This window comes from Kutzneria buriramensis (genome assembly GCF_003387475.1).
Classification (GTDB): Bacteria; Actinomycetota; Actinomycetes; order Mycobacteriales; family Pseudonocardiaceae; genus Kutzneria; species Kutzneria buriramensis.
The window spans coordinates 91583-109648 of sequence record NZ_QUNO01000006.1; the positions used below are offsets into that span (position 1 = coordinate 91583).

Here is an 18066-nt window from a genome sequence, read left to right on the forward strand (position 1 = left end):
TCATGACCTGCACCGGCTGCGGCTCGGCGGTGGCGCCGAGCGACAACTTCTGCGAGACGTGCGGACTCGGCCAGCCGACCGGCCGGGACCATGTCGAGATCGACCTCGGCGTGGCCGCGGGCGTCAGCGACCGGGGTCTCGTGCACCACCGCAACGAGGACGCGCTGGCCTTGCGCGCCGCCGACAACGCCGTGTTCGCGGTCGTGTCGGACGGAGTGTCCACCGCCGACCTGGCGGACGAGGCGTCGCTGGCCGCGGTGGACGCCGCCATCGACGTGCTCGTCGCCGGCGGGCCGACCGTGAAGGCCGTGGCCGCCGCCAACTCGGCCGTCGCCGAGCTGCCGATTCGCTACGACGACACCGCGCCGTCGTGCACCTACGTCTCGGCCGCGATCACTGCGGACGAGGTCACGATCGGCTGGGTCGGCGACAGTCGCGCCTACTGGATCGGCGCCGAGGAGGCGCTGGTCCTGACCGTCGACGACGCGCACGGCCATGCCCTCACGGCCTGGCTCGGCGCGGACGCCGGCGAGGTCGAGCCGCACATCACCACCTACTACCCGGCCGGGCCGGGGGTGGTCGTGCTGTGCAGCGACGGCCTGTGGAACTACCTGGGCAGCGCCGACGAACTCGCCGACCGCGTGCGCCCGCTCGCCTCGCAGCCGAGAACGGCCGCGACCGAGCTGGTGCGTTTCGCGATCGGCCGGGGCGGCCACGACAACGTGACGGTCGTCGTCGCGCCGCTGCCATCGACCAGCACGAGGAGCGACAGGCCATGAGTTTCCAGGTCGACGTCTACCAGAACGAGTATCTGCCGGCCGGGGCCCGCGAGGTGAACGCCATCGTCACGGTCACCGCGTCCGGCGTCACGTCGACCCCCACGGCGGCCGCCGAGGTGATCATCATCGACTGCTCCGGCTCCATGGAGTACCCACGGGCCAAGCTGGTCGCCGCCCAGCAGGCCACCTGCGCCGCCATCGACGCGCTGCGCGACGGCGTCGCCTTCGCGGTCGTCGCCGGCACCGACACGGCCTCGACGGTGTATCCGTCAGGCGGACTGGTCGCCGCTTCCCAGCGGACTCGTCGCGAGGCCAAGGCCGCCGTGCAGCGGCTGCGGGCCGGTGGCGGCACCGCGATCGGCAGCTGGCTGTCGCTGGCGTCGACCCTGTTCCGCGGGCACGAGGACGCGCTGCGGCACGCCATCCTGCTCACCGATGGCCGCAACGAGCACGAGAAGCCGGCACACCTGGACCAGGTGCTGGCCGAGTGCGAGGGCCGGTTCGTGTGCGACTGCCGCGGTGTCGGCACCGACTGGGAGGTCGCCGAGCTGCGCAAGGTGTCCACCGCGCTGCTCGGCACCGTCGACATCGTGGCCGACCCGGCCGGCCTGGAGGCCGACTTCCGGGCGATGACCGCGGAGGCGATGGGCAAGGCCGTCGCCGACGTCCAGCTGCGGCTGTGGACGCCGCAGGGTGCGAAGGTCAAGTTCGTCAAGCAGGTGGCGCCGTCGATGGTCGACCTCACGGACAAGCGCGCCGACACCGGGCCGCGGCACGGCGACTACCCGACCGGCTCGTGGGGCTCGGAGAGCCGCGACTACCACGTGTGCGTCGAGGTCAATCCGGCGTCGATCGGCGATGTGATGCTGGCCGGCCGGGTCAGCCTCCTCGCCGGCGACGAGGTGTTCGGGCCGGGCATGATCAAGGCGGTCTGGACCGACGACGAGGCGCTGTCCACCCGGATGAGCAAGGAGGTCGCCCACTACACCGGGCAGGCCGAGCTCGCCGGCGTGATCCAGGAAGGCATGCTGGCCCGCCGGGACGGCGACCTGGAGCGGGCAACCGCCAAGCTCGGCCGGGCCGTCAAGCTGGCCGCCGAGTCCGGCAACGCGGACACCGCCGCGCTGCTGGCCAAGGTCGTGGACGTGGTCGACCCGGTCACCGGCACCGTGCGGCTCAAGGCGAAGGTCGCCGAGGCCGACGCCATGACGCTGGACACCCGGTCCACCAAGACCTCTCGCGTGCGCCGGGGCTGAGCGATGGCGACCTGTCCCGACGGCCACGACTCGGCCACCGACGACTTCTGCGACGTGTGCGGCCGCCAGATCGGCGCTGTGCCGGCGGTTTCGGCCGAGGCACCCTGTCCGGTCTGTGGTGAGCCGGTAGCGGGCCGGTTCTGCGAGGGCTGCGGCCATGACATGACCGTCTCCGTCACCACCTGGACGGCGGTGGTCGCGGCCGACCGCGTGCACTTCGACTCCGTGAGCTCCGCGGACGAGGAACTGGTCTTTCCGCTGGCGCAACGGGAACGGGTGGTCTTACTGGTCGCCGGCGAGGTCCACATCGGACGGTGGGGCGGCGGCGTCGCACCGGACATCGACCTCACCGGCGACCCCGGCGTGTCCCACCGGCACGCGCTGCTCCGAGGCGACCCGGCCGGTGGATGGACGCTGACCGATCCCGGCTCCACCAACGGAACCACCCTCAACGACAACCCCGAAGCCATCGCCGTCGGCGTGCCCGTGCCGCTGCGCGACGGCGACCGCATCCACGTCGGGGCGTGGACCACGATCACGATCAGGGCAGGCGAGCACGCATGAAATGGACGACACCCCAGTGGATCCGGACCCTCGCCGCAGCGTCCGTGCTGGCGGCGGTTGTGTTGGCCGTGGTGCTCGGCAGCGTGTTCGCGACCGTCCGCAACGGTCTGGCCGTCATCGGCGACCGCGCTGCGCCGCAGGTCAGCGCGGCTACCGACCTGTACTTCGCGCTGAGCGACATGGATGCCCAGCTGGCCAACGTTTTGCTCGCCGGCGACGACGCTTCCCTCGCGGCGGACCGGAAGGCGGCACTCGGCACGTTCGCGCAGCGGCGCAGTCAGGCCGACGCCGACCTCCAGCAGATCGCCACGGACGCCTCCACGCAGAAGTCGGTGCGGTCGGTGCTCGACGGTGTCGGTCAGTACGAATCCCTGGCCTCGCAGGTGATCCTGCTCGACCAGAACGACGCCGCTGGTCGACCCGCCGCCAACGTGCTGGATCTGCACCGGCAGGCCACCGACCTCATGCGGACCACCCTGCACACGGTGGACGGCATCACCACCTCGAATCATGACCTGCTCAACGCCACCTACCAGAGCGATGTCGACGGCACCGTGACCGCTCGGGTATGGGTGATCGTCATCGGCGCGGCGACCGTGGGCTTGCTCGTGGCCGCGCAGGTGCATCTGCGGCGACGGCTGCGGCGGCGGCTCAATCCCGCGCTGCTGCTGGCGACGCTGGTCACCGCCGGCTTCACCATCACCGGCGTCGCCCTGCTGGCCCAGGAGTCGGGTCAGCTGACGGTGGCCAAGTCCAACGCGTTCGACTCGATCGTCGCGCTGTCGCAGGCGCGGGCGATCAGCTACGACGCGAACGCCGACGAGAGCCGCTACCTGGTCGACCCCGGCCGGGCCGCGCAGTACCAGGACGCGTTCCTCGCCAAGACCCAGTCACTGGCCGGTTTGAGCGGCGCCACCATCGACAGCTACGACGCCGGGCTGGACAGCGCGTTCAAGGCGTACCAGGAGAACAACTCCGACGTGAAGCTCACCGGGTTCTTCGGCACCGAGCTGAACAACATCACCTTCGCCGGGGAGCGCGGCGCCGCCGAGCAGACCGTGGCCGCCTTCCAGGCCTACGAGCGCGACGACCGCCGGATCCGAGCGCTCGACACCGCCGGCGACCTGCACGGCGCCATCGCGTTCGACGTCGGCACGGCCGCCGGCCAGTCCAACGCCGACTTCGCCCGGTACGACGCCGCGCTCAAGTCGGTGATCGACATCAACCAGCGCGCCTTCGACGCGGCCATCGGCGACGGCGACGGCCGGCTGACCGGCTGGACCTGGCAGCTCCCGGCCCTCGCCGCGCTGCTCGTGGCCGGGCTCGTCGTCGCCGGCTGCTGGCCGCGACTGGCCGAGTACCGCTGACCGCCCGTCAAGACGTCGTGCGGATCGGCCGTCGGCCCGTCAAGACGTCGTGCAGATCGGCCGTCGGCCCGTCAAGATTTCGTCAGGGCCGGCGTTCCGGTGCGGCGCGGGCCATGAACTTGCCGCGTGTCCCCGTCGACGATGTTTCCCTGGCACGTGCCCGGCCTCGCGGTCCGACGCCGACTGCCCGCCGCGGCGGCCGGCGCGCTGGGCATGGCCGGCTACTCGGTCGTGGCCGTTTCCGTCGCATTGACGCCGCACGACGTGCCGGTCGACGTCCTGTTGACGCTTGCCGCGGCCGGTTTGACGGGATGGTGGACGACTGTGCCCGGCGCGCTCTGGATCGGCGTGCTGGGCTGGTTCTTCTACTCCGGCTTTGTCACCCACGCGGATGGGCAGCTCGGTGTCGTGGGCGTCTCCGACGCCCTCATGGCCGGGGCGTTGCTCGTCGTGGCCGTAGGGGCCGCGGCGGTCCGGCCGCTGTTGCTGCGCCGGCGTGCGCGCGCCGCTCAGGCCGCGTTGTCGAGCCGTGGCGGTCGCCGTCGGCCCGTCGTCACGTAGACCATGCGGCGGGCCAGCGACACGGCGTGGTCGGCGTAGCGCTCGTAGAACCGGCTCAGCTGCGACACGTCGACCGCGGTCGCGACGCCGTGGGGCCAGTCCTGGCTCATCAGCAGGGTGAACACCTGTTGGTGCTGGACGTTGACGACCTCGTCGCCGTGTTCCACCGTGTCGGCCAGGGCGAGGTCATGGTCGCGGATGACCGTGCCGGCGCTGTCGGCCAACGTGATCGCCGTCTGAGCCATGGTCGCCACCGTCGGGCGGAGCTGATCGGGGAGGACCGGGTCGGGATGACGCCGGCGCGCCGTCGCGGCGACGTGCGCGGCCAGGTCGCCCATCCGCTCGATGGTGTCGGCCGCGTGCACGGCGGCGAGCACGACACGCAGGTCGCCGGCCACCGGCGCCTGCCGGGCCAGCAACGAATAAGCCCTGTCCTCACAACGGGATCGAGCGCGATCCAGCTGCACGTCGTCGGCGATCACCCGCTCGGCGGTCCGGAGATCCCCGGTCAGCAACGCCTGGGTGGCGCCCCGCATCGCGGCGACGGCCAGGTCGCACATCGCCGCGAGATCGTGCACGCACTGGTCGAGCTGGGCCCGAAACACGGTACGCATGCCGCCGAGCCTACGAGATCCGTTGTGCCACAGGGGGTTTGTTTACGCCGATGCTACGTGGGCCGGCCGACCGTAACCTCGGCCGAGCGTTCGGATTCCGTCAAGAACGGGCGCGTGGTGGCTCAGGGGAGCCGGGACGCCTGGTCGGCGTCGTCATGGCGGCGTGCTGACCGATGGAGGCGGCTTCCACAGGGCAGCTCGGTGTTGGCATGGCTGTCCGACCAGCCGTGGTTCCCGGGCACGGTGACGGCGCGGACCGCGATCCGAGCCGTCAAGATCGTGTAAATGCCGGCGGATGTGGGCGTCAGGACGCAGCACCCTGTCAGCCGAGGCGGTCCAGCGGAGGACCGCGACCGAGCGAGGGCTGACGACATGGAGTCGGACAGACTGACCACCCGCCGTCGTGGGGAGCTGCGGATCTACCTGGGCGCGGCGCCCGGAGTCGGCAAGACGTTCGCGATGCTCGGGGAGGCGCGTCGGCGCGTCGAGCGTGGCACCGAGGTGGTCGTCGCCCTGGTGGAGACCCATGGCCGCGAAAAGACCGCTGAGCTGCTCGACGGCCTGGAGATCGTGCCGCGCGCGACGTTGCGCCACCGCGGCATCGAGGTCCAGGAGATGGACATCGACGCGGTGCTGGCGCGCAGGCCGGAGGTGGCGCTGGTCGACGAGCTGGCGCACACCAACGTGGCCGGCTCGCGCAACGAGAAGCGCTGGCAGGACGTCGAGGAGCTGCTGGACGCGGGTACAGACGTGCTGTCCACGGTCAACGTGCAGCACCTGGAGAGCTTCAACGACGTCGTGGAGCGGATCACCGGGGTTCGACAGCAGGAGACCGTGCCCGACGAGATGGTGCGCAAGGCAGAACAGGTCGAGCTGGTCGACATCACCCCGGAGGCGCTGCGCCGCAGGCTCGCCCACGGCAACGTCTACAAGGCGAACAAGATCGACGCGGCGTTGGGCAACTACTTCCGGGTCGGCAACCTGACCGCGTTACGGGAGCTGGCGCTGCTGTGGGTCGCCGACCAGGTGGACGTTGCCCTCCAGCGGTACCGATCCGAGCAGCAGATCACCGAGACCTGGGAGACCCGGGAACGGGTGGTGGCGGCGATCACCGGCGGACCCGAGAGCGAGACCCTGCTCCGCCGAGCGCGCCGGATCGCCACCAGGGCCGGCGCGGACCTGCTGGTGCTGCACATCCTGCGCGGCGACGGCCTGGCCGGAGTGCCCGCCGACACGATCGCGAAGTATCGGCGGTTGGCCGAGGACGTCGGCGCGACCTTCCACACCGTTGTCGGCGACGACGTGCCGACCGCGCTGCTGGACTTCGCCCGTGGCGTGAACGCCACCCAGCTGGTGCTCGGCACCTCCCGGAGATCGAGGTTCGCGCGGCTGTTCGAGGAGGGCATCGGCGCGACCACCGTGCAGGAATCCGGTCCGATCGACGTGCACATGGTCACCCACAGCGAGGCGCGCCGGGGTGTGCGGTGGCGGCTGGGCCGCAGCCCGCTGCCGGCGCCTCGCCTGCTGCTCGGGTGGGGGCTCGCGGTCCTGCTGCCGGCCGCCGCCACCCTTGTCGGGCTGCTGCTGCGGTCGACGCTGATCCTGTCCACCAACGTGATCGACTACCTGTTGGCCACGATGTTGGTGGCGGTGGTCGGCGGGCTGGGGCCGGCCGTGTTCGCCGCGATCCTGGGCGGCCTGCTGCTGGACTTCTTCTTCACCGAGCCGTTCTACACGCTCACGGTCGACGCCCAGACCAACGTGATCACCCTGGTGGCGATGACGGTGGTCGGCGTGACCGTCGCGTTGGTGGTGGACAACGCGACCCGACGGGCGACCCAGGCGGCGCGGGCCCAAACCGAGGCGGCCCTGCTCGCCTCGTACACCGGCATCGTGCTCACCGGCTCGTCGGCGCTGGTGCGGTTGCTGGAGAAGGTGCGCGAGAACTTCGGGCTCAGCTCCGTAGCGCTGTTGGAGAAACGGCACGGCGACTGGGAGCGGGTCGCCTGCGTCGGCCCTCGACCGTGCGATGAGCCCGACGACGCAGATGCGGACATTCCCGTGACACCGGAGGTTCATCTGGCGCTGCGCGGGCGGGCTCTGCCGGCGGCGGACCGACGTGTGCTGGAGGCAGCGGCGGGCCAGGCGTTGCTGGCCCTGAGGCAGCAGCGCCTGGCGGCGCAGACGACCGAGGCCGAACGCCGCGCGAACGCCACCGAGCTGCGCACCGCTCTGCTCTCGGCGGTCGGGCATGACCTGCGGACGCCACTGACGTCGATCAGGGCCGCGATCGACGGCCTGCGGGAGCCGCAGCTGCATCTGTCCATGGAGGACACCGAAGAGCTGCTGGCCACCGCCGCGGAATCGACCGATCGGCTGTCGGGCCTCGTCGACAACCTGCTCGATTCATCGCGGCTGGCCGCTGGCGCGGTGCGCCCCCGGCTCACGCCCGTCGGCTACGACGAGGTCGTCGCCCGCGCCCTGTCCAGTGTGGATGACCGCCACCGGGTCGAGGTCGACGTGGACGAGCAGTTGCCGCCTGTTCTCGCCGATGTCGGACTGCTGGAACGGGTGATCGCCAACGTGGTCGACAACGCGTTGCGCCACGGCAAGGCGGTGCGGAAGAAGGGGCTGCCGGGCAGCCCCGGCGAACCCGAGGTCGCCGTTCGGGCCAGCGCCGACCGGGGACGGGTCGAACTCCGCGTCGTCGATCACGGACAGGGGCTGCCCAGGGGAACGGCCGACGCGGCGTTCGCGCCCTTCCAACGACTTGGCGACCGGGAGACGACCACCGGCATCGGACTAGGTCTCAGCGTTGCCAGAGGGTTCGCCGAAGCCATGGGCGGCGCCGTCAGCGCCGAAGACACACCCGGTGGTGGGCTGACCATCGTCATTTCCCTGCCCGCTCACGGCGGCTGAGCGCGCAGCGGCCGGTCGACCCCACTGTGCACGGTCACCCGGACGGTAGCCGCGGTGAAGGTCTTGGCGGAGGCGATGCTGTGCAGGGTGGCCAGCCGCACCGGACGTCATCTCTGACGTACCCAGCCGGTGTGGTGTTGGGGACCGTACTGGTTGTGGCGATCGGCGGTGCGCCCGCGTGCCGGGCCGTGCAGGGCGCTCGAGGCCGCCCGGACCAGCCATGCGTTGAGCGACCGGCCTTCCTTGGCAGCCGCCTCCTCGGCGGCGGCCTTGAGCTGTTCCGGAAGACGGACGTTGATCCGCACGGAAGGACCTTCCTCGAAGCTTGCCGCAGTCTCGTCGGCCGGCCTCGCGTCGCGAGCCGGTGGGTCGTCGGGCTCCTGGGGCACATGAGGAGCCGTCACGACAAAGTCCGGATCACGTCCGCGCAGGCGCACCTGGACCGAGCCGGGCGCCAGATCATGCGTGATCTCGTCCGCGGCGGCCGACAGCGCCTCCAACAAGGTGAGCCGGATCGCCGGCTCCATTGTCGCGGTCAACCGCTCGATCACGGTGGTGGCGTCGGCGGCACCGGTCTCGACGGCGTCCAACAGCTCGCGACCGAGAGCACCCACGTACGGCGTCAAGTCCATGACATCACCTCGCCTTGTGTGTTGAGTACAGCTCGCGTCTTCGCGGGTCTTGCCCCTGACCCTGCGTCAGGCGTGCACCATGGGGTCATGCGGACGCGACTTGAGATCGGAACCGGGCGACGAGACTCGTCGCAAGGCCACGGTCGCGCTGGCTCGGTTGCCTGCGAAGCGTCCCGTGGACGGGAGGTCATGAGTGAGTCCGTCGTGGACGGACGGCCTCCGGTGCCGCTCGCTCCCTCCGTGCAGCGGTACTGGAGGCCGTCCTTCTCTGCGGTTGTGGGAGCTGTCACCTGTGCGTTGGAGTTTCTATGGTGCGTGAAGCGTATTCTGGAAAAGAGTTGTAGGGTCCTACTCGTGGACGCGTCAGGATCCGGTCATGGCGTCTTCCTGAAGTACGTCTTCGGCGGCGCGGTCGAGCGTTTCCAGTACCCAGTTCTGGAACTCCACGCCCGAGTGGTTTGCCGCACGCTGCCAGATTTTCATTCTGTTGTTCGGTACCTCGATGCGCCCGTCGATGGATGTCGGCGGCTTGGAATCCTCCGTTTCGCCGTTGCGCACGTTCTGTATGGCGTTGCGGAGCTGTTTGGTCGTCCACTTGGCTCGCTCGGCCTTGTCGAGGAGCCATTCCTGGTCGGTGAGCGGTAACGAGGCGACCTCGGCGTGGTGCTGAAAACTCAGTTTGGGTCGACGTCGCTTCAGGTCGAACCGTCGGGCGACCCAGGCGTAGTTGCGCAGCGTCTGGTATCGAAGGCCGACCGCTCGGATCGCCCGTTCGTAGCGGTCCGAGTAGTTCTTCTTCCCGAACACCAGCCAGTCGCCGAGCCACCAGGCCGACGAGTCGACGATGTGTGCGAGTTGACGTCCGGTGCGTTCCCAGTCCTCGAAGCTGAGGCCGTTGGGGATCTGGAGGCCCACGCCCATGATGAGGACCTTCCCTCGACCCTGTGCGGTTTGATCAGTTTCTGTTGATGAACTATTTTGTGCCAAGTTGTCGCCCTGGGGCCTGGTAGTGCTCTTGATTAATCCGTGCAATTCAATCAAAAGAACCCCCCAATGGTGATAGCTCCCCCCGTTGCCGAGTGTTGCAGCTCACTAACTTCAGGTTAAGCGGCCAAATGGGGGAACTTTGACAGTGTTCAAGTACTCACGGTAGCGGCGTATGGGTTGCGTAAAAACGTGTCTACACCTCTTGACTCGCCGTGTCGCAGCCTCCGGTGAAGATCGTGGATCGAGAGTGATGTCGGTGTCGAATTGGATCGTCGGTGTGATGTGCCAGCCGCCGTTCGCCGTCCTATTTCGGCGGTGAGTCGCAGGTCAGTTCGGGTGCGGCGGAGGATTGCTCGAGGTGGCGCATGGCCGCGGCCGGCGGCGCTGCGCGGGTGTCGTGCGGGTGGCGCTGTCAGTGGCACGGCGGGCTGCCTGCTGGCGCTCATTGCGAAAAACCGTACGGGCCGGTCCCCTGAGTGCGCCTCAGGTCGCTACTGAACGTGATGTCCGTATCGCGTGCTTGATCGATACGGAAGCGTGACCATTGGTGACCTGTCCGGTCGACCGGACAGCGTCTCATCGCATGGGTCCCGAACGGTGGCGTCAGGCCGGCCGGATCCGGTCGGCGCACAGCTGATGCAGCCGTCGCCAGGGCGCGGGCGAGTCGTCGAGCTGCCTGTCCAGCAGCGCGGTGATCGAATGCCGCTTCGCATCCGCGGCGGGCGTCCGCCGCCCCCGATCGCCGTACGCGACGCAGCTGTCGGCGAGGTCGGTGAGCCGCTCGTCGTTCGGATCCCACTCGCTCGACCGGTCCACCTCGAGGTAGAGCGATTGCAGCTCCGGGTCGTCCAGGGCCGACCGCTTCTCGCGTATCCATGTCGGCATGTCGTCGGGGAAGAGCGTCGCCAGCAGGATGCAGATGTCTCGCTCCGCCTGTACCAGCTTGTCGCTGACACCGATGTCGCGCAGTCGGTCGAGGCAGCGCAGGGCTCCGTCCGGCAGCACGAGCCGGTCGCCGGGGGCGAGGCCGGCGATGCGGCGCCGACGGCGTTCCAGTTCGCCGATTTGCGCCGAGAGATCCTCGTCGATCTGTGTGACTATCCGCGCGAATTCCACGGGCTCGGCGCCGAGTAGATCGTCAATTCGGGCGAGGGGAACGCCGGCGTCGGACAGCGCCCGGATGCGTTTCAGGGCGATGATCGACCGTGCGTCGTAACGTCGATGGCCCAATGCGTCGCGGTCCGGCTCCGGTAACAGGCCGCGCTTGAGGTAATACAAGACGGTGCGCACGGTCACACCTGTGGATGCGGCGAGTTGACCTGTCGTGAGCATGTGCCTTCTCCTTCTCGGAGACCGGGAACGCGCCGGCGGCAACGCCTCGTGAAGCGGCAAGGCGAACGTCAAGTCGATCTTACCGCCGGGCGTGCGGCCGCGGGTACCTGCTCGCCGTCACATCACACCGGCGCCCGCGGCGCGTGCATACGACGGTGTGCTGCGTGACCGCAAGGTGTGACCGGGATCCCGGTCTTTTATAGGCGCCTTATGGGAGTCGGATGGGGCCGAATGCCAGGGTCGGTGTCTCAGTCGTGGCCACTGGCCGTAAGAACCGAGGTGCTGACGTGGGTGCTCAGGGTCCAGATCAGGTCGTCATCGTCGGCGGCGGCACCGCCGGGTGGATGACCGCGTCGTATCTGAAGGCAGCGTTCGAGGACCGGATATCAATCACACTTGTCGAATCTGGCAAGATCGGAACCATCGGGGTCGGCGAGGCGACCTTCAGCGACATCCGGCACTTCTTCGAGTTCCTGAATCTCCGCGAAGAGGATTGGATGCCGGCCTGCAACGCGACCTACAAGCTGGCCGTGCGATTCCAGGACTGGCGTCGGCCGGGGCATCACTTCTATCACCCGTTCGAACAGTTGCGATCGGTCAACGGCTTTCCCCTGACCGACTGGTGGCTGAACGGTGGGCCGGGGGAGCGGTTCGATCAGGACTGCTTCGTCATGGCGTCGCTGTGCGACGCCGGGCGCAGTCCCCGCTACCTGGACGGCACGCTGCTCGACCAGGAAGCCCGCGCGGTCACCGACGAGCCCTCGGGGCTGACCATGTCGGAGCACCAGGGCAAGACCCAGTTCCCGTACGCCTACCACTTCGAGGCGGCGCTGCTGGCCAAGTACCTGGCCGCGTACGCCGTGGACCGCGGCGTACGGCACATCGTCGACGAGGTCCAGGACGTGCGCCTGGACTCCCGGGGCTGGATCGACCACATCGTCACCAAGGAGCACGGCGAGATCCGCGGCGACCTCTACATCGACTGCACCGGGTTCCGCGGCGTGCTGCTGAACAAGGCACTCGAGGTGCCGTTCATGTCCTATCAGGACACGCTGCCCAACGACAGCGCGGTCGCCCTCCAGGTCCCGCTGGACATGAAGAAGCTGGGCGTCCGTCCGTACACGACCGCGACCGCGCAGCGGGCCGGCTGGATCTGGACGATCCCGCTGTTCGGCCGGATCGGCACGGGTTACGTGTACGCCAAGGACTACTGCACGCCGGAGGAGGCCGAGCGCACGCTGCGCGAGTTCGTCGGCCCGGAGGCGGAGTCGGTGGAAGCGAACCACATCCGGATGCGGATCGGCCGCAGCGCGCAGTCCTGGAAGAACAACTGTGTCGCCGTCGGGCTGTCGAGCGGCTTCGTCGAGCCGCTGGAGTCGACCGGCATCTTCTTCATCCACCACGCGATCGAGCAACTCGTGAAGTACTTCCCGGCCGCCGACTGGAACCCGAAGACGCGCGACATGTACAACGCCGCGGTCGCGCACGTGATGGACGGGGTCCGGGAGTTCCTGGCGGTGCACTACCGGAGCGCGGCCCGTGACGACACGCAGTACTGGAAGGACGCCAAGACCCGGCCGGTGCCGGACGCGCTCGAGGAGCGCCTCGAGCGGTGGAAGGCGCAACTGCCGGACAGCGAGAACATCTTTCCCTACTACCACGGGCTGCCGCCCTACTCGTACATGTGCATCCTGCTCGGCATGGGCGGCATCCCGCTGCGGTCGTCGCCGGCGGTCGGCCTCTCCGACGACACCGCCGCGCAGAAGGAGTTCCAGGCGATCCGGGGCAAGGCACAGCATCTCGTCGACGCGCTGCCCACCCACTATGACTACTTCGCCGAGATGAGGTCGTGACAGTGCTCAACCTGCTCGCCACGGGCGCACATGTGGCGGCGGCGCTGGTCGTCGTGCTCGCGATCGCCTGGCTGGGCGCGATCGCGGCGCGGCGGCTGCGCCAGCCGGAGGTGATCGGGGAGATCATCGCCGGCCTGCTGGCCGGGCCGGCCGCGCTGGCACTGCTCGGGCACGCCACGTTCACCGTGGTGCTGCCGGCCGAGATCATCGACATCCTGAAGACATGCTCCGAGGTTGGCCTGATCCTGTTCCTGGTCGGCCTGGCGCACAAGCTCCGCATCGGCGCGCGGCAGGTGCCGAGGGGGACGGCCGCGTGGGTCGTCGTCGGCGGCATCGTGCCGGCCCTGGCGTCGGGTGTGGTGTTCGCGTGCTGGATCATCTTCGCGGGAGAGCCCGGCGAGCGAGGCGGCGCGCCGCTGCCGGCGTTCCTCATGATGTGTGCGGTGGTGCTCTCGATCACGGCGGTGCCGGTGCTGGCCCGGATCCTCGCCGATCGCGGCATCGCCGACACGCGCGAGGGACGGTTGTCGATGACGGCGGCCGTCGTCATCGACACGGTCGGCTGGCTGCTGCTGTCCGTCGCGGTCGCGCTCGGGGCCGGCCGGCCGGACGGTGTCCTCCGGGCCTTCGCCGTGCTGGTCGGCGGACTGCTGGTCGCGCTGGCAGTGCGGTGGGCGTTGCGCACCAAGGCGGCGAACGCCCTGTGCGGACGGTGGCCAGCGGTCACCGCGGTGCTCCTGGCCGCGATCGCGCTGACGGTCGCATTCTCAGTGGAGAAGGCGGGTCTGACCGACATCTTCGGCGCGGTTCTGGTCGGACTCGCCGTGCCACCCGACGGGCCGTGGCGGAAGATCGTCTCGGGTGTGAGTCGGGTGGGCCGGGCACTGGTTCCGGTGTTCTTCGTGGTGACCGGGCTGACCGTGTTCGCGACCGGCCTCGGCTCGCTGCCGTGGGTGCTGATGCTCGTCGCGATCCCGTTGGCGGTCCTGGGAAAGGGCGGTGGCAGCTATCTCGGGACTCGCTTGGCCGGAGAGCCCCGGATCACCGCGGCGAAGGTCGGAGCGCTCATGAACACGAGGGGGCTGACCGAGCTGATCGTCCTCAAAGTCGGCTACAGCGCGGGAATTCTCACGCTGCCGGTGTTCGTCGCGCTTGTCTTGACGGCAGTCGTGACAACCGTGATGACCGGCCCCCTGCTGTTGTTCCTCGACCGCGGCGCGGGACGTGCACAGCCGGCCCCCGTGCCGGTCACCGTCGAATCCCTGGACGGGGCTCATGACTGACTCGATCGACGCGACACCCCGGGGCGGTGTCGAGGCGCCCGACCGGTTCCGGACGATGATGCGCGGGTTCCCCACCGGCGTCGCCGTCGTGACAGCCACGGACCTCGCCGGACAGCCGTGGGGCATGACATGTTCGTCGGTGTGCAGCGTGACACTGGATCCGCCGACGCTGCTGATCAGCCTGCGCTCGGCGAGCCCGACGCTCGCGGCGATACTCGGCTGCGGCCGCTTCACAGTGAACCTGTTGCACGACAGGGCATGGCGCACCGCGGAGCTGTTCGCCTCCGGCAACCCGGGCCGTTTCGACCTGGTCGATTGGGACCTGGACGCCGACTCCGCCGGCCCGCACCTGGGCTCGGACGCCCACGCCGCCGCCGACTGTCGAGTGGGGACCACCGTGCCGGCCGGCGACCACACGGTGGTCTTCGGCGAGGCGTACCGGATCACCCTGCGGCCGGGGCATCCGCTGCTGTACGGGCTGCGCGGCTACCGGAGGTGGCCGAGCGCCGAACCGACGAACTGAGCGGCTCAGCCGACGAGCAGCAGGCGGTCCAGGACCGGGTCGGCGGTCAGGATCGCCTGGTGCACCTGGCGCAGCAGCGGCCCGGGCTCGATGCCGAGCTCCTCGGCGAGCATCCGCCGGCGCCGGTCGTACAGCGCCAGGGCCTCGGCTTGCCGGTCGCCCCGGTACAGCGCGGTCATCAACTGGGCGCAGAAGCGTTCCCGCAGCGGGTACTGCCCGACCAGGCGGGTGAGTTCGGGCAGCACCCGCCCGTGCATGCCGACCACGAGATCTGCCTCGATACGGCTCTCCAGGACGGACAGCCGCGCCTCCTCGATCGCCGGGCCCTCGGCCGCCGCCAGGTGCTCGCTGACGTCGGCGAGCGCCGGCCCGCGCCACAGGGCCAGGCCGGCCCGCAGCAGCCGGCCGGCTTCGTCGAACCGGCCGGCCAGCTGCGCCGCGCGTCCACGCGCCGCCAGGTTCTCGAACTCCAGGAGGTCCAACCGCGCGCCCTCGAGCCGCATCAGGTAGCCCGACGAGTGCCGGATGATGCTCGCCCGCCCGCCGAGTGCTTTGCGCAGCCGGGAGACCTGGGTGTAGAGCTGCGCGCTGAGCGTCGCCGGGGGGCGGTCGCCCCACAGCGCGGCGCTCAGTTTCGGGTCGGCCAGCAGCGAGTCCCCGGAGATGAGCAGGGCGGCCAGCACAGTGCGCTGTTTCGTGCCGTCCAACGTGACGCCGGCACCGCCGTCCAGCACCTCGACCGGACCCAGGATTCGGTACTCCATCCAACGACCTCACAGACCCCGTACGGACTAGCGCGGCTGGCCGGACCGGGTCATGCGATCGGCGTGGCCTCGATGGCGTGCACTCCGGACGGCTCGCCGCCGACCAGCACGTCGCTGACCGACGTGAGCGTGAACCCCGCGGCGGCGAACAGAACCCGGTACTCGTCCTCGGTGCGCTCGGCGCCGCCGCATCCCACCAGGACACCGAGGTCGTCGTCGGCCCACGGATGGCCCGCGGTCATGATCGGCGGCATCACGGTCTCCACGATGAACAGCCGGCCGCTGTCCGGGATCACGGCACGGCAGTGCCCGAGGATCGTGATGACCTGGTCGTCGTTCCAGTCGTGCACGATGTACTTGAGGACGTAGGCGTCAGCACCGGACGGCACCGACGTGAAGAAGTCGCCACCGAGGACGTCGCATCGATCCGCGACGCCGGCGGCGGTCAGCGTCGGCGGCGCGGTCGCGACGGCGGTGGGCAGGTCGTACAGGATGCCGTGTAGGCCTGGCGTCGCCGTCAGGATGCCGGCGATCAACGTGCCGTCGCCGCCGCCGATGTCCGCCACCGTGCCGAACCGAGCGACGTCGCACGCCTCGGCGATGCCGGGGGCGAGCGCGCGGGTCTGGTCGCCGCCCAGGCGGTGCATCTTCACCGAGCCCTCGGGGTCCTGCAACAGCCACTCGAGCGGCGTCCACCCGGTCACCGGTTGCCGAGACGGTTCGCCGGTGCGCACGATCGTCGCCAGGTCACCCCAGGCGCGCCAGAGCTCCGGCGCGGCCGACAGCAGCACCGCGTCCCGCATGGAATCGGGTCGGTCCGCACACAGCTGACCGCCCTCCTCGGTCAGCTCGTACGTCTCGGTGTCCAGCTGGGTGGCCAGGCCGAGACCGACCAGGGAACGCAGCAGCTTGCGCAGTGCGCCCGGGTCGGTGCCCGTCTCCTTGGCGATGTCCGCGCAGGCGCGCGGGCCCGCGGCCAGCGCCTCCGCGATACCGAGCTCCACCGTGACATAGAGAGTCTTGGCGTGCATGTAGCCGGCCGCCATGTGCACCAGCGATGGCCGTTCCATCGTCGGTTCCCCTTTCGTGGTTGTGGGGCAAGGGATGTCGTCAGCCGATGCGGACCGGCAGCCGGCGCGCCCCCGTCATGTCCATGACCGGGAAGAACGACGGCTGGTCGTCCGGATCGAGCCGGAGCGTCGGGAACCGGTCCAGCAGGATGTTCAGGGCGACGCGGCCCTCCAGCCGAGCCAGCGGCGACCCGACGCAGTAGTGGCTGCCGCGGCTGAAACCGATGTGCGGGTTGGGATCGCGGGTGAGGTCGAACTCGTCGGGCCGCTTGAACTGGCGCTCGTCCCGGTTCGCCGCGCCGAGCCACACCACCAGCATCTGGTCCTTGGGCACCGGGAAGTCGCCGAGCTTGACATCGGTGGTGGTGGCCCGTGAGGTTGCGGGGAAGGGGCTCAGGAATCGCAGCGACTCCTCGATCGCCGACGGCACCAGCGCGCGGTCGGCGCGGACGCGGGCCTCCTGCTCCGGGTTGGCGTCCAGGCACAGCACCGTGTTGCCCAGCAGCAGCGTGGTGGTGATGTGGCCGGCGAACAGCACGATGGACGAGAAGCCGGCCACTTCCTCGTCGGACAGCCGCTGGCCGTCGACCTCGGCCTGGACCAGCTTGGTGAGCAGGTCCTCGCGCGGGTGCTTGCGGCGGTCCCGGAGGTGGTCGAGCAGGTAGCTGTTGAGCTGCCTGGCCTGCTCGGCCAGGATCTGCATGTTGGTGGCGCCGTCGTCGTCGCCGCTGTCCTGGATGGTGAACGGGCTCTTGGTCTCGGTGATCTTGTACGTCCAGTCCTTGAGCAGCGTGCGGTCGCTGCGGGGCAGGCCGAGCAGCTCGGCGATCACGATCACCGGCAGCGGGAACGCCACCGCGTCCACGAAGTCGAACCCGGGCTTGCCCTCGACCGCGTCGATCAGCTCGTGGGTGATCTCGGCGATCTGCGGCTCGAGGTCGGCGACCACCCGGGGCGTGAACGCGCTCGCGATCAGCTTGCGCATGTTGGTGTGCTCCGGCGGATCCATGTGCGTGACGTCGCCGTGGTTCATCGACTCGTCGACCTCGTACGGGTAGAGCCGTGCGGTGTCGGAGGAGAAGACCGCCGGATCGCTGAGGACCTCGGCCGACTCCGGATATCCGTAGATGTGCCAGATGCCCCGGTTCTCGTCGAACACGACGGGACGCTCCGGCTGGATCCCGCGCAGCCAGATGAGATCCGGGTGGACACCCCAGGCGTCGGGGATGGTCATGGCCATCGATATTTCTCCTTAATACCGGCATGCGGTGGGAACCTGTGCACGGTTTGCTACGGTGACCCGGGCCATTTCCGGTTTCCCGGGCCGGCGGAATCGCCGAGCCGCGGCCGCCGTCGACGATACCCCGTGCCAGGCCTGATCTATTGGGTCACGGTCACCGGTGGCGGGCTCGCGTCAGCGCGGATAATCCTGCTCGGTGGGCCGGTTGTCCTGTCGACAGGACAACGCGGGGCCACCCGTCACGGGACGTGACGATATCGGCCAGCATCGACGGCGGGCGTGGAATTGCCCGACATTCCCTCGGATCTCGCGTTCCCCGGCG

At 69.6% G+C, this 18066-nt stretch carries 16 protein-coding genes; 9 read left to right on the forward strand and 7 right to left on the reverse strand.

The features are described from left to right. The first annotated feature begins 2 nt into the window (after positions 1 to 2). The 5 genes from BCF44_RS18520 (at position 3) to BCF44_RS18540 (ending at position 4527) form a co-directional block, all read left to right on the forward strand. Entirely contained in the window at positions 3 to 779 is a 777-nt protein-coding gene (locus BCF44_RS18520) for a PP2C family protein-serine/threonine phosphatase (protein WP_147328533.1), read from the forward strand. Then, on the forward strand, positions 776 to 2035 hold the full coding sequence (locus BCF44_RS18525) for a vWA domain-containing protein (protein ID WP_116175590.1): 1260 nt from the start codon (positions 776 to 778) through the stop codon (positions 2033 to 2035). The genes BCF44_RS18520 and BCF44_RS18525 overlap by 4 nt, the downstream gene beginning before the upstream one ends. A 3-nt stretch (positions 2036 to 2038) precedes the next feature. Then, the gene (locus BCF44_RS18530) at positions 2039 to 2599 is read left to right on the forward strand and encodes an FHA domain-containing protein (protein WP_116175591.1); all 561 of its coding nucleotides are present in this window, start codon (positions 2039 to 2041) and stop codon (positions 2597 to 2599) included. Beyond that, the gene (locus BCF44_RS18535) at positions 2596 to 3966 is read left to right on the forward strand and encodes a hypothetical protein (protein WP_116175592.1); all 1371 of its coding nucleotides are present in this window, start codon (positions 2596 to 2598) and stop codon (positions 3964 to 3966) included. The genes BCF44_RS18530 and BCF44_RS18535 overlap by 4 nt, the downstream gene beginning before the upstream one ends. 126 nt (positions 3967 to 4092) lie before the next feature. Further along, positions 4093 to 4527 (forward strand): hypothetical protein, encoded by a 435-nt coding sequence (locus BCF44_RS18540; RefSeq protein ID WP_147328534.1) that lies wholly within the window; start codon positions 4093 to 4095, stop codon positions 4525 to 4527. On the opposite strand, the gene phoU is transcribed toward BCF44_RS18540, so the two are convergent. Continuing rightward, complete coding sequence (gene phoU / locus BCF44_RS18545) at positions 4476 to 5141, reverse strand: phosphate signaling complex protein PhoU (RefSeq protein WP_116175594.1); 666 nt, start codon at positions 5139 to 5141, stop codon at positions 4476 to 4478. The two genes, BCF44_RS18540 and phoU, sit on opposite strands and share 52 nt — an antisense overlap. Positions 5142 to 5513: 372 nt before the next feature. On the opposite strand from phoU, the gene BCF44_RS18550 reads away from it, so the two are divergent. After that, a complete protein-coding gene (locus BCF44_RS18550) occupies positions 5514 to 8060 on the forward strand; it encodes a sensor histidine kinase (RefSeq protein WP_116175595.1) in 2547 nt (848 codons plus the stop codon). 107 nt (positions 8061 to 8167) lie between these two features. Here BCF44_RS18550 and BCF44_RS18555 read toward each other — a convergent pair whose 3' ends face one another. The 3 genes from BCF44_RS18555 to BCF44_RS18565 form a co-directional block, all read right to left on the reverse strand. Further along, positions 8168 to 8692: a YlcI/YnfO family protein gene (locus BCF44_RS18555; protein ID WP_116175596.1), complete on the reverse strand. Its 525-nt coding sequence runs from the start codon at positions 8690 to 8692 to the stop codon at positions 8168 to 8170. Between the two features lie 363 nt (positions 8693 to 9055). Continuing rightward, the gene (locus BCF44_RS18560; protein ID WP_116175597.1) at positions 9056 to 9613 is read right to left on the reverse strand and encodes an LmbU family transcriptional regulator; all 558 of its coding nucleotides are present in this window, start codon (positions 9611 to 9613) and stop codon (positions 9056 to 9058) included. Positions 9614 to 10282: 669 nt separating this feature from the next. Then, entirely contained in the window at positions 10283 to 11011 is a 729-nt protein-coding gene (locus BCF44_RS18565; protein ID WP_116175598.1) for a MerR family transcriptional regulator, read from the reverse strand. A 287-nt stretch (positions 11012 to 11298) separates the two neighbouring features. Between BCF44_RS18565 and BCF44_RS18570 the strand changes: the two genes are divergently transcribed. Genes BCF44_RS18570 through BCF44_RS18580 form a run of 3 tightly spaced genes read left to right on the forward strand, consistent with a single transcriptional unit; the run spans position 11299 to position 14670 of the window. Beyond that, the gene (locus BCF44_RS18570) at positions 11299 to 12864 is read left to right on the forward strand and encodes a tryptophan halogenase family protein (RefSeq protein WP_246015243.1); all 1566 of its coding nucleotides are present in this window, start codon (positions 11299 to 11301) and stop codon (positions 12862 to 12864) included. Further along, on the forward strand, positions 12861 to 14147 hold the full coding sequence (locus BCF44_RS18575) for a cation:proton antiporter (protein ID WP_246015245.1): 1287 nt from the start codon (positions 12861 to 12863) through the stop codon (positions 14145 to 14147). Before BCF44_RS18570 ends, BCF44_RS18575 begins: the two co-directional genes overlap by 4 nt. Then, complete coding sequence (locus BCF44_RS18580) at positions 14140 to 14670, forward strand: flavin reductase family protein (RefSeq protein ID WP_116175601.1); 531 nt, start codon at positions 14140 to 14142, stop codon at positions 14668 to 14670. The genes BCF44_RS18575 and BCF44_RS18580 overlap by 8 nt, the downstream gene beginning before the upstream one ends. Positions 14671 to 14675: 5 nt before the next feature. On the opposite strand, the gene BCF44_RS18585 is transcribed toward BCF44_RS18580, so the two are convergent. From BCF44_RS18585 to BCF44_RS18595, 3 genes are read right to left on the reverse strand one after another with little or no spacing between them, the layout of a single operon-like run. Next, entirely contained in the window at positions 14676 to 15434 is a 759-nt protein-coding gene (locus tag BCF44_RS18585) for an AfsR/SARP family transcriptional regulator (RefSeq protein ID WP_116175602.1), read from the reverse strand. 50 nt (positions 15435 to 15484) lie between these two features. Then, positions 15485 to 16504, reverse strand: coding sequence for a methyltransferase (locus BCF44_RS18590; RefSeq protein WP_116175603.1), 1020 nt, complete (start codon positions 16502 to 16504; stop codon positions 15485 to 15487). Positions 16505 to 16544: 40 nt separating this feature from the next. Next, positions 16545 to 17744 (reverse strand): cytochrome P450, encoded by a 1200-nt coding sequence (locus tag BCF44_RS18595; protein ID WP_211353091.1) that lies wholly within the window; start codon positions 17742 to 17744, stop codon positions 16545 to 16547. Positions 17745 to 18066: the final 322 nt, after the last annotated feature.

What these genes read in the sequence shown, in the direction of transcription:
- BCF44_RS18520 (WP_147328533.1), top strand. Translation starts at nt 3, where the DNA reads ATGACCTGCACCGGCTGCGGCTCGGCGGTGGCGCCGAGCGACAACTTC.
- BCF44_RS18525 (WP_116175590.1), top strand. Translation starts at nt 776, where the DNA reads ATGAGTTTCCAGGTCGACGTCTACCAGAACGAGTATCTGCCGGCCGGG.
- BCF44_RS18530 (WP_116175591.1), top strand. Translation starts at nt 2,039, where the DNA reads ATGGCGACCTGTCCCGACGGCCACGACTCGGCCACCGACGACTTCTGC.
- BCF44_RS18535 (WP_116175592.1), top strand. Translation starts at nt 2,596, where the DNA reads ATGAAATGGACGACACCCCAGTGGATCCGGACCCTCGCCGCAGCGTCC.
- phoU (WP_116175594.1), bottom strand. Translation starts at nt 5,141, where the DNA reads ATGCGTACCGTGTTTCGGGCCCAGCTCGACCAGTGCGTGCACGATCTC.
- BCF44_RS18550 (WP_116175595.1), top strand. Translation starts at nt 5,514, where the DNA reads ATGGAGTCGGACAGACTGACCACCCGCCGTCGTGGGGAGCTGCGGATC.
- BCF44_RS18555 (WP_116175596.1), bottom strand. Translation starts at nt 8,692, where the DNA reads ATGGACTTGACGCCGTACGTGGGTGCTCTCGGTCGCGAGCTGTTGGAC.
- BCF44_RS18560 (WP_116175597.1), bottom strand. Translation starts at nt 9,613, where the DNA reads ATGGGCGTGGGCCTCCAGATCCCCAACGGCCTCAGCTTCGAGGACTGG.
- BCF44_RS18565 (WP_116175598.1), bottom strand. Translation starts at nt 11,011, where the DNA reads ATGCTCACGACAGGTCAACTCGCCGCATCCACAGGTGTGACCGTGCGC.
- BCF44_RS18580 (WP_116175601.1), top strand. Translation starts at nt 14,140, where the DNA reads ATGACTGACTCGATCGACGCGACACCCCGGGGCGGTGTCGAGGCGCCC.
- BCF44_RS18585 (WP_116175602.1), bottom strand. Translation starts at nt 15,434, where the DNA reads ATGGAGTACCGAATCCTGGGTCCGGTCGAGGTGCTGGACGGCGGTGCC.
- BCF44_RS18590 (WP_116175603.1), bottom strand. Translation starts at nt 16,504, where the DNA reads ATGGAACGGCCATCGCTGGTGCACATGGCGGCCGGCTACATGCACGCC.
- BCF44_RS18595 (WP_211353091.1), bottom strand. Translation starts at nt 17,744, where the DNA reads ATGGCCATGACCATCCCCGACGCCTGGGGTGTCCACCCGGATCTCATC.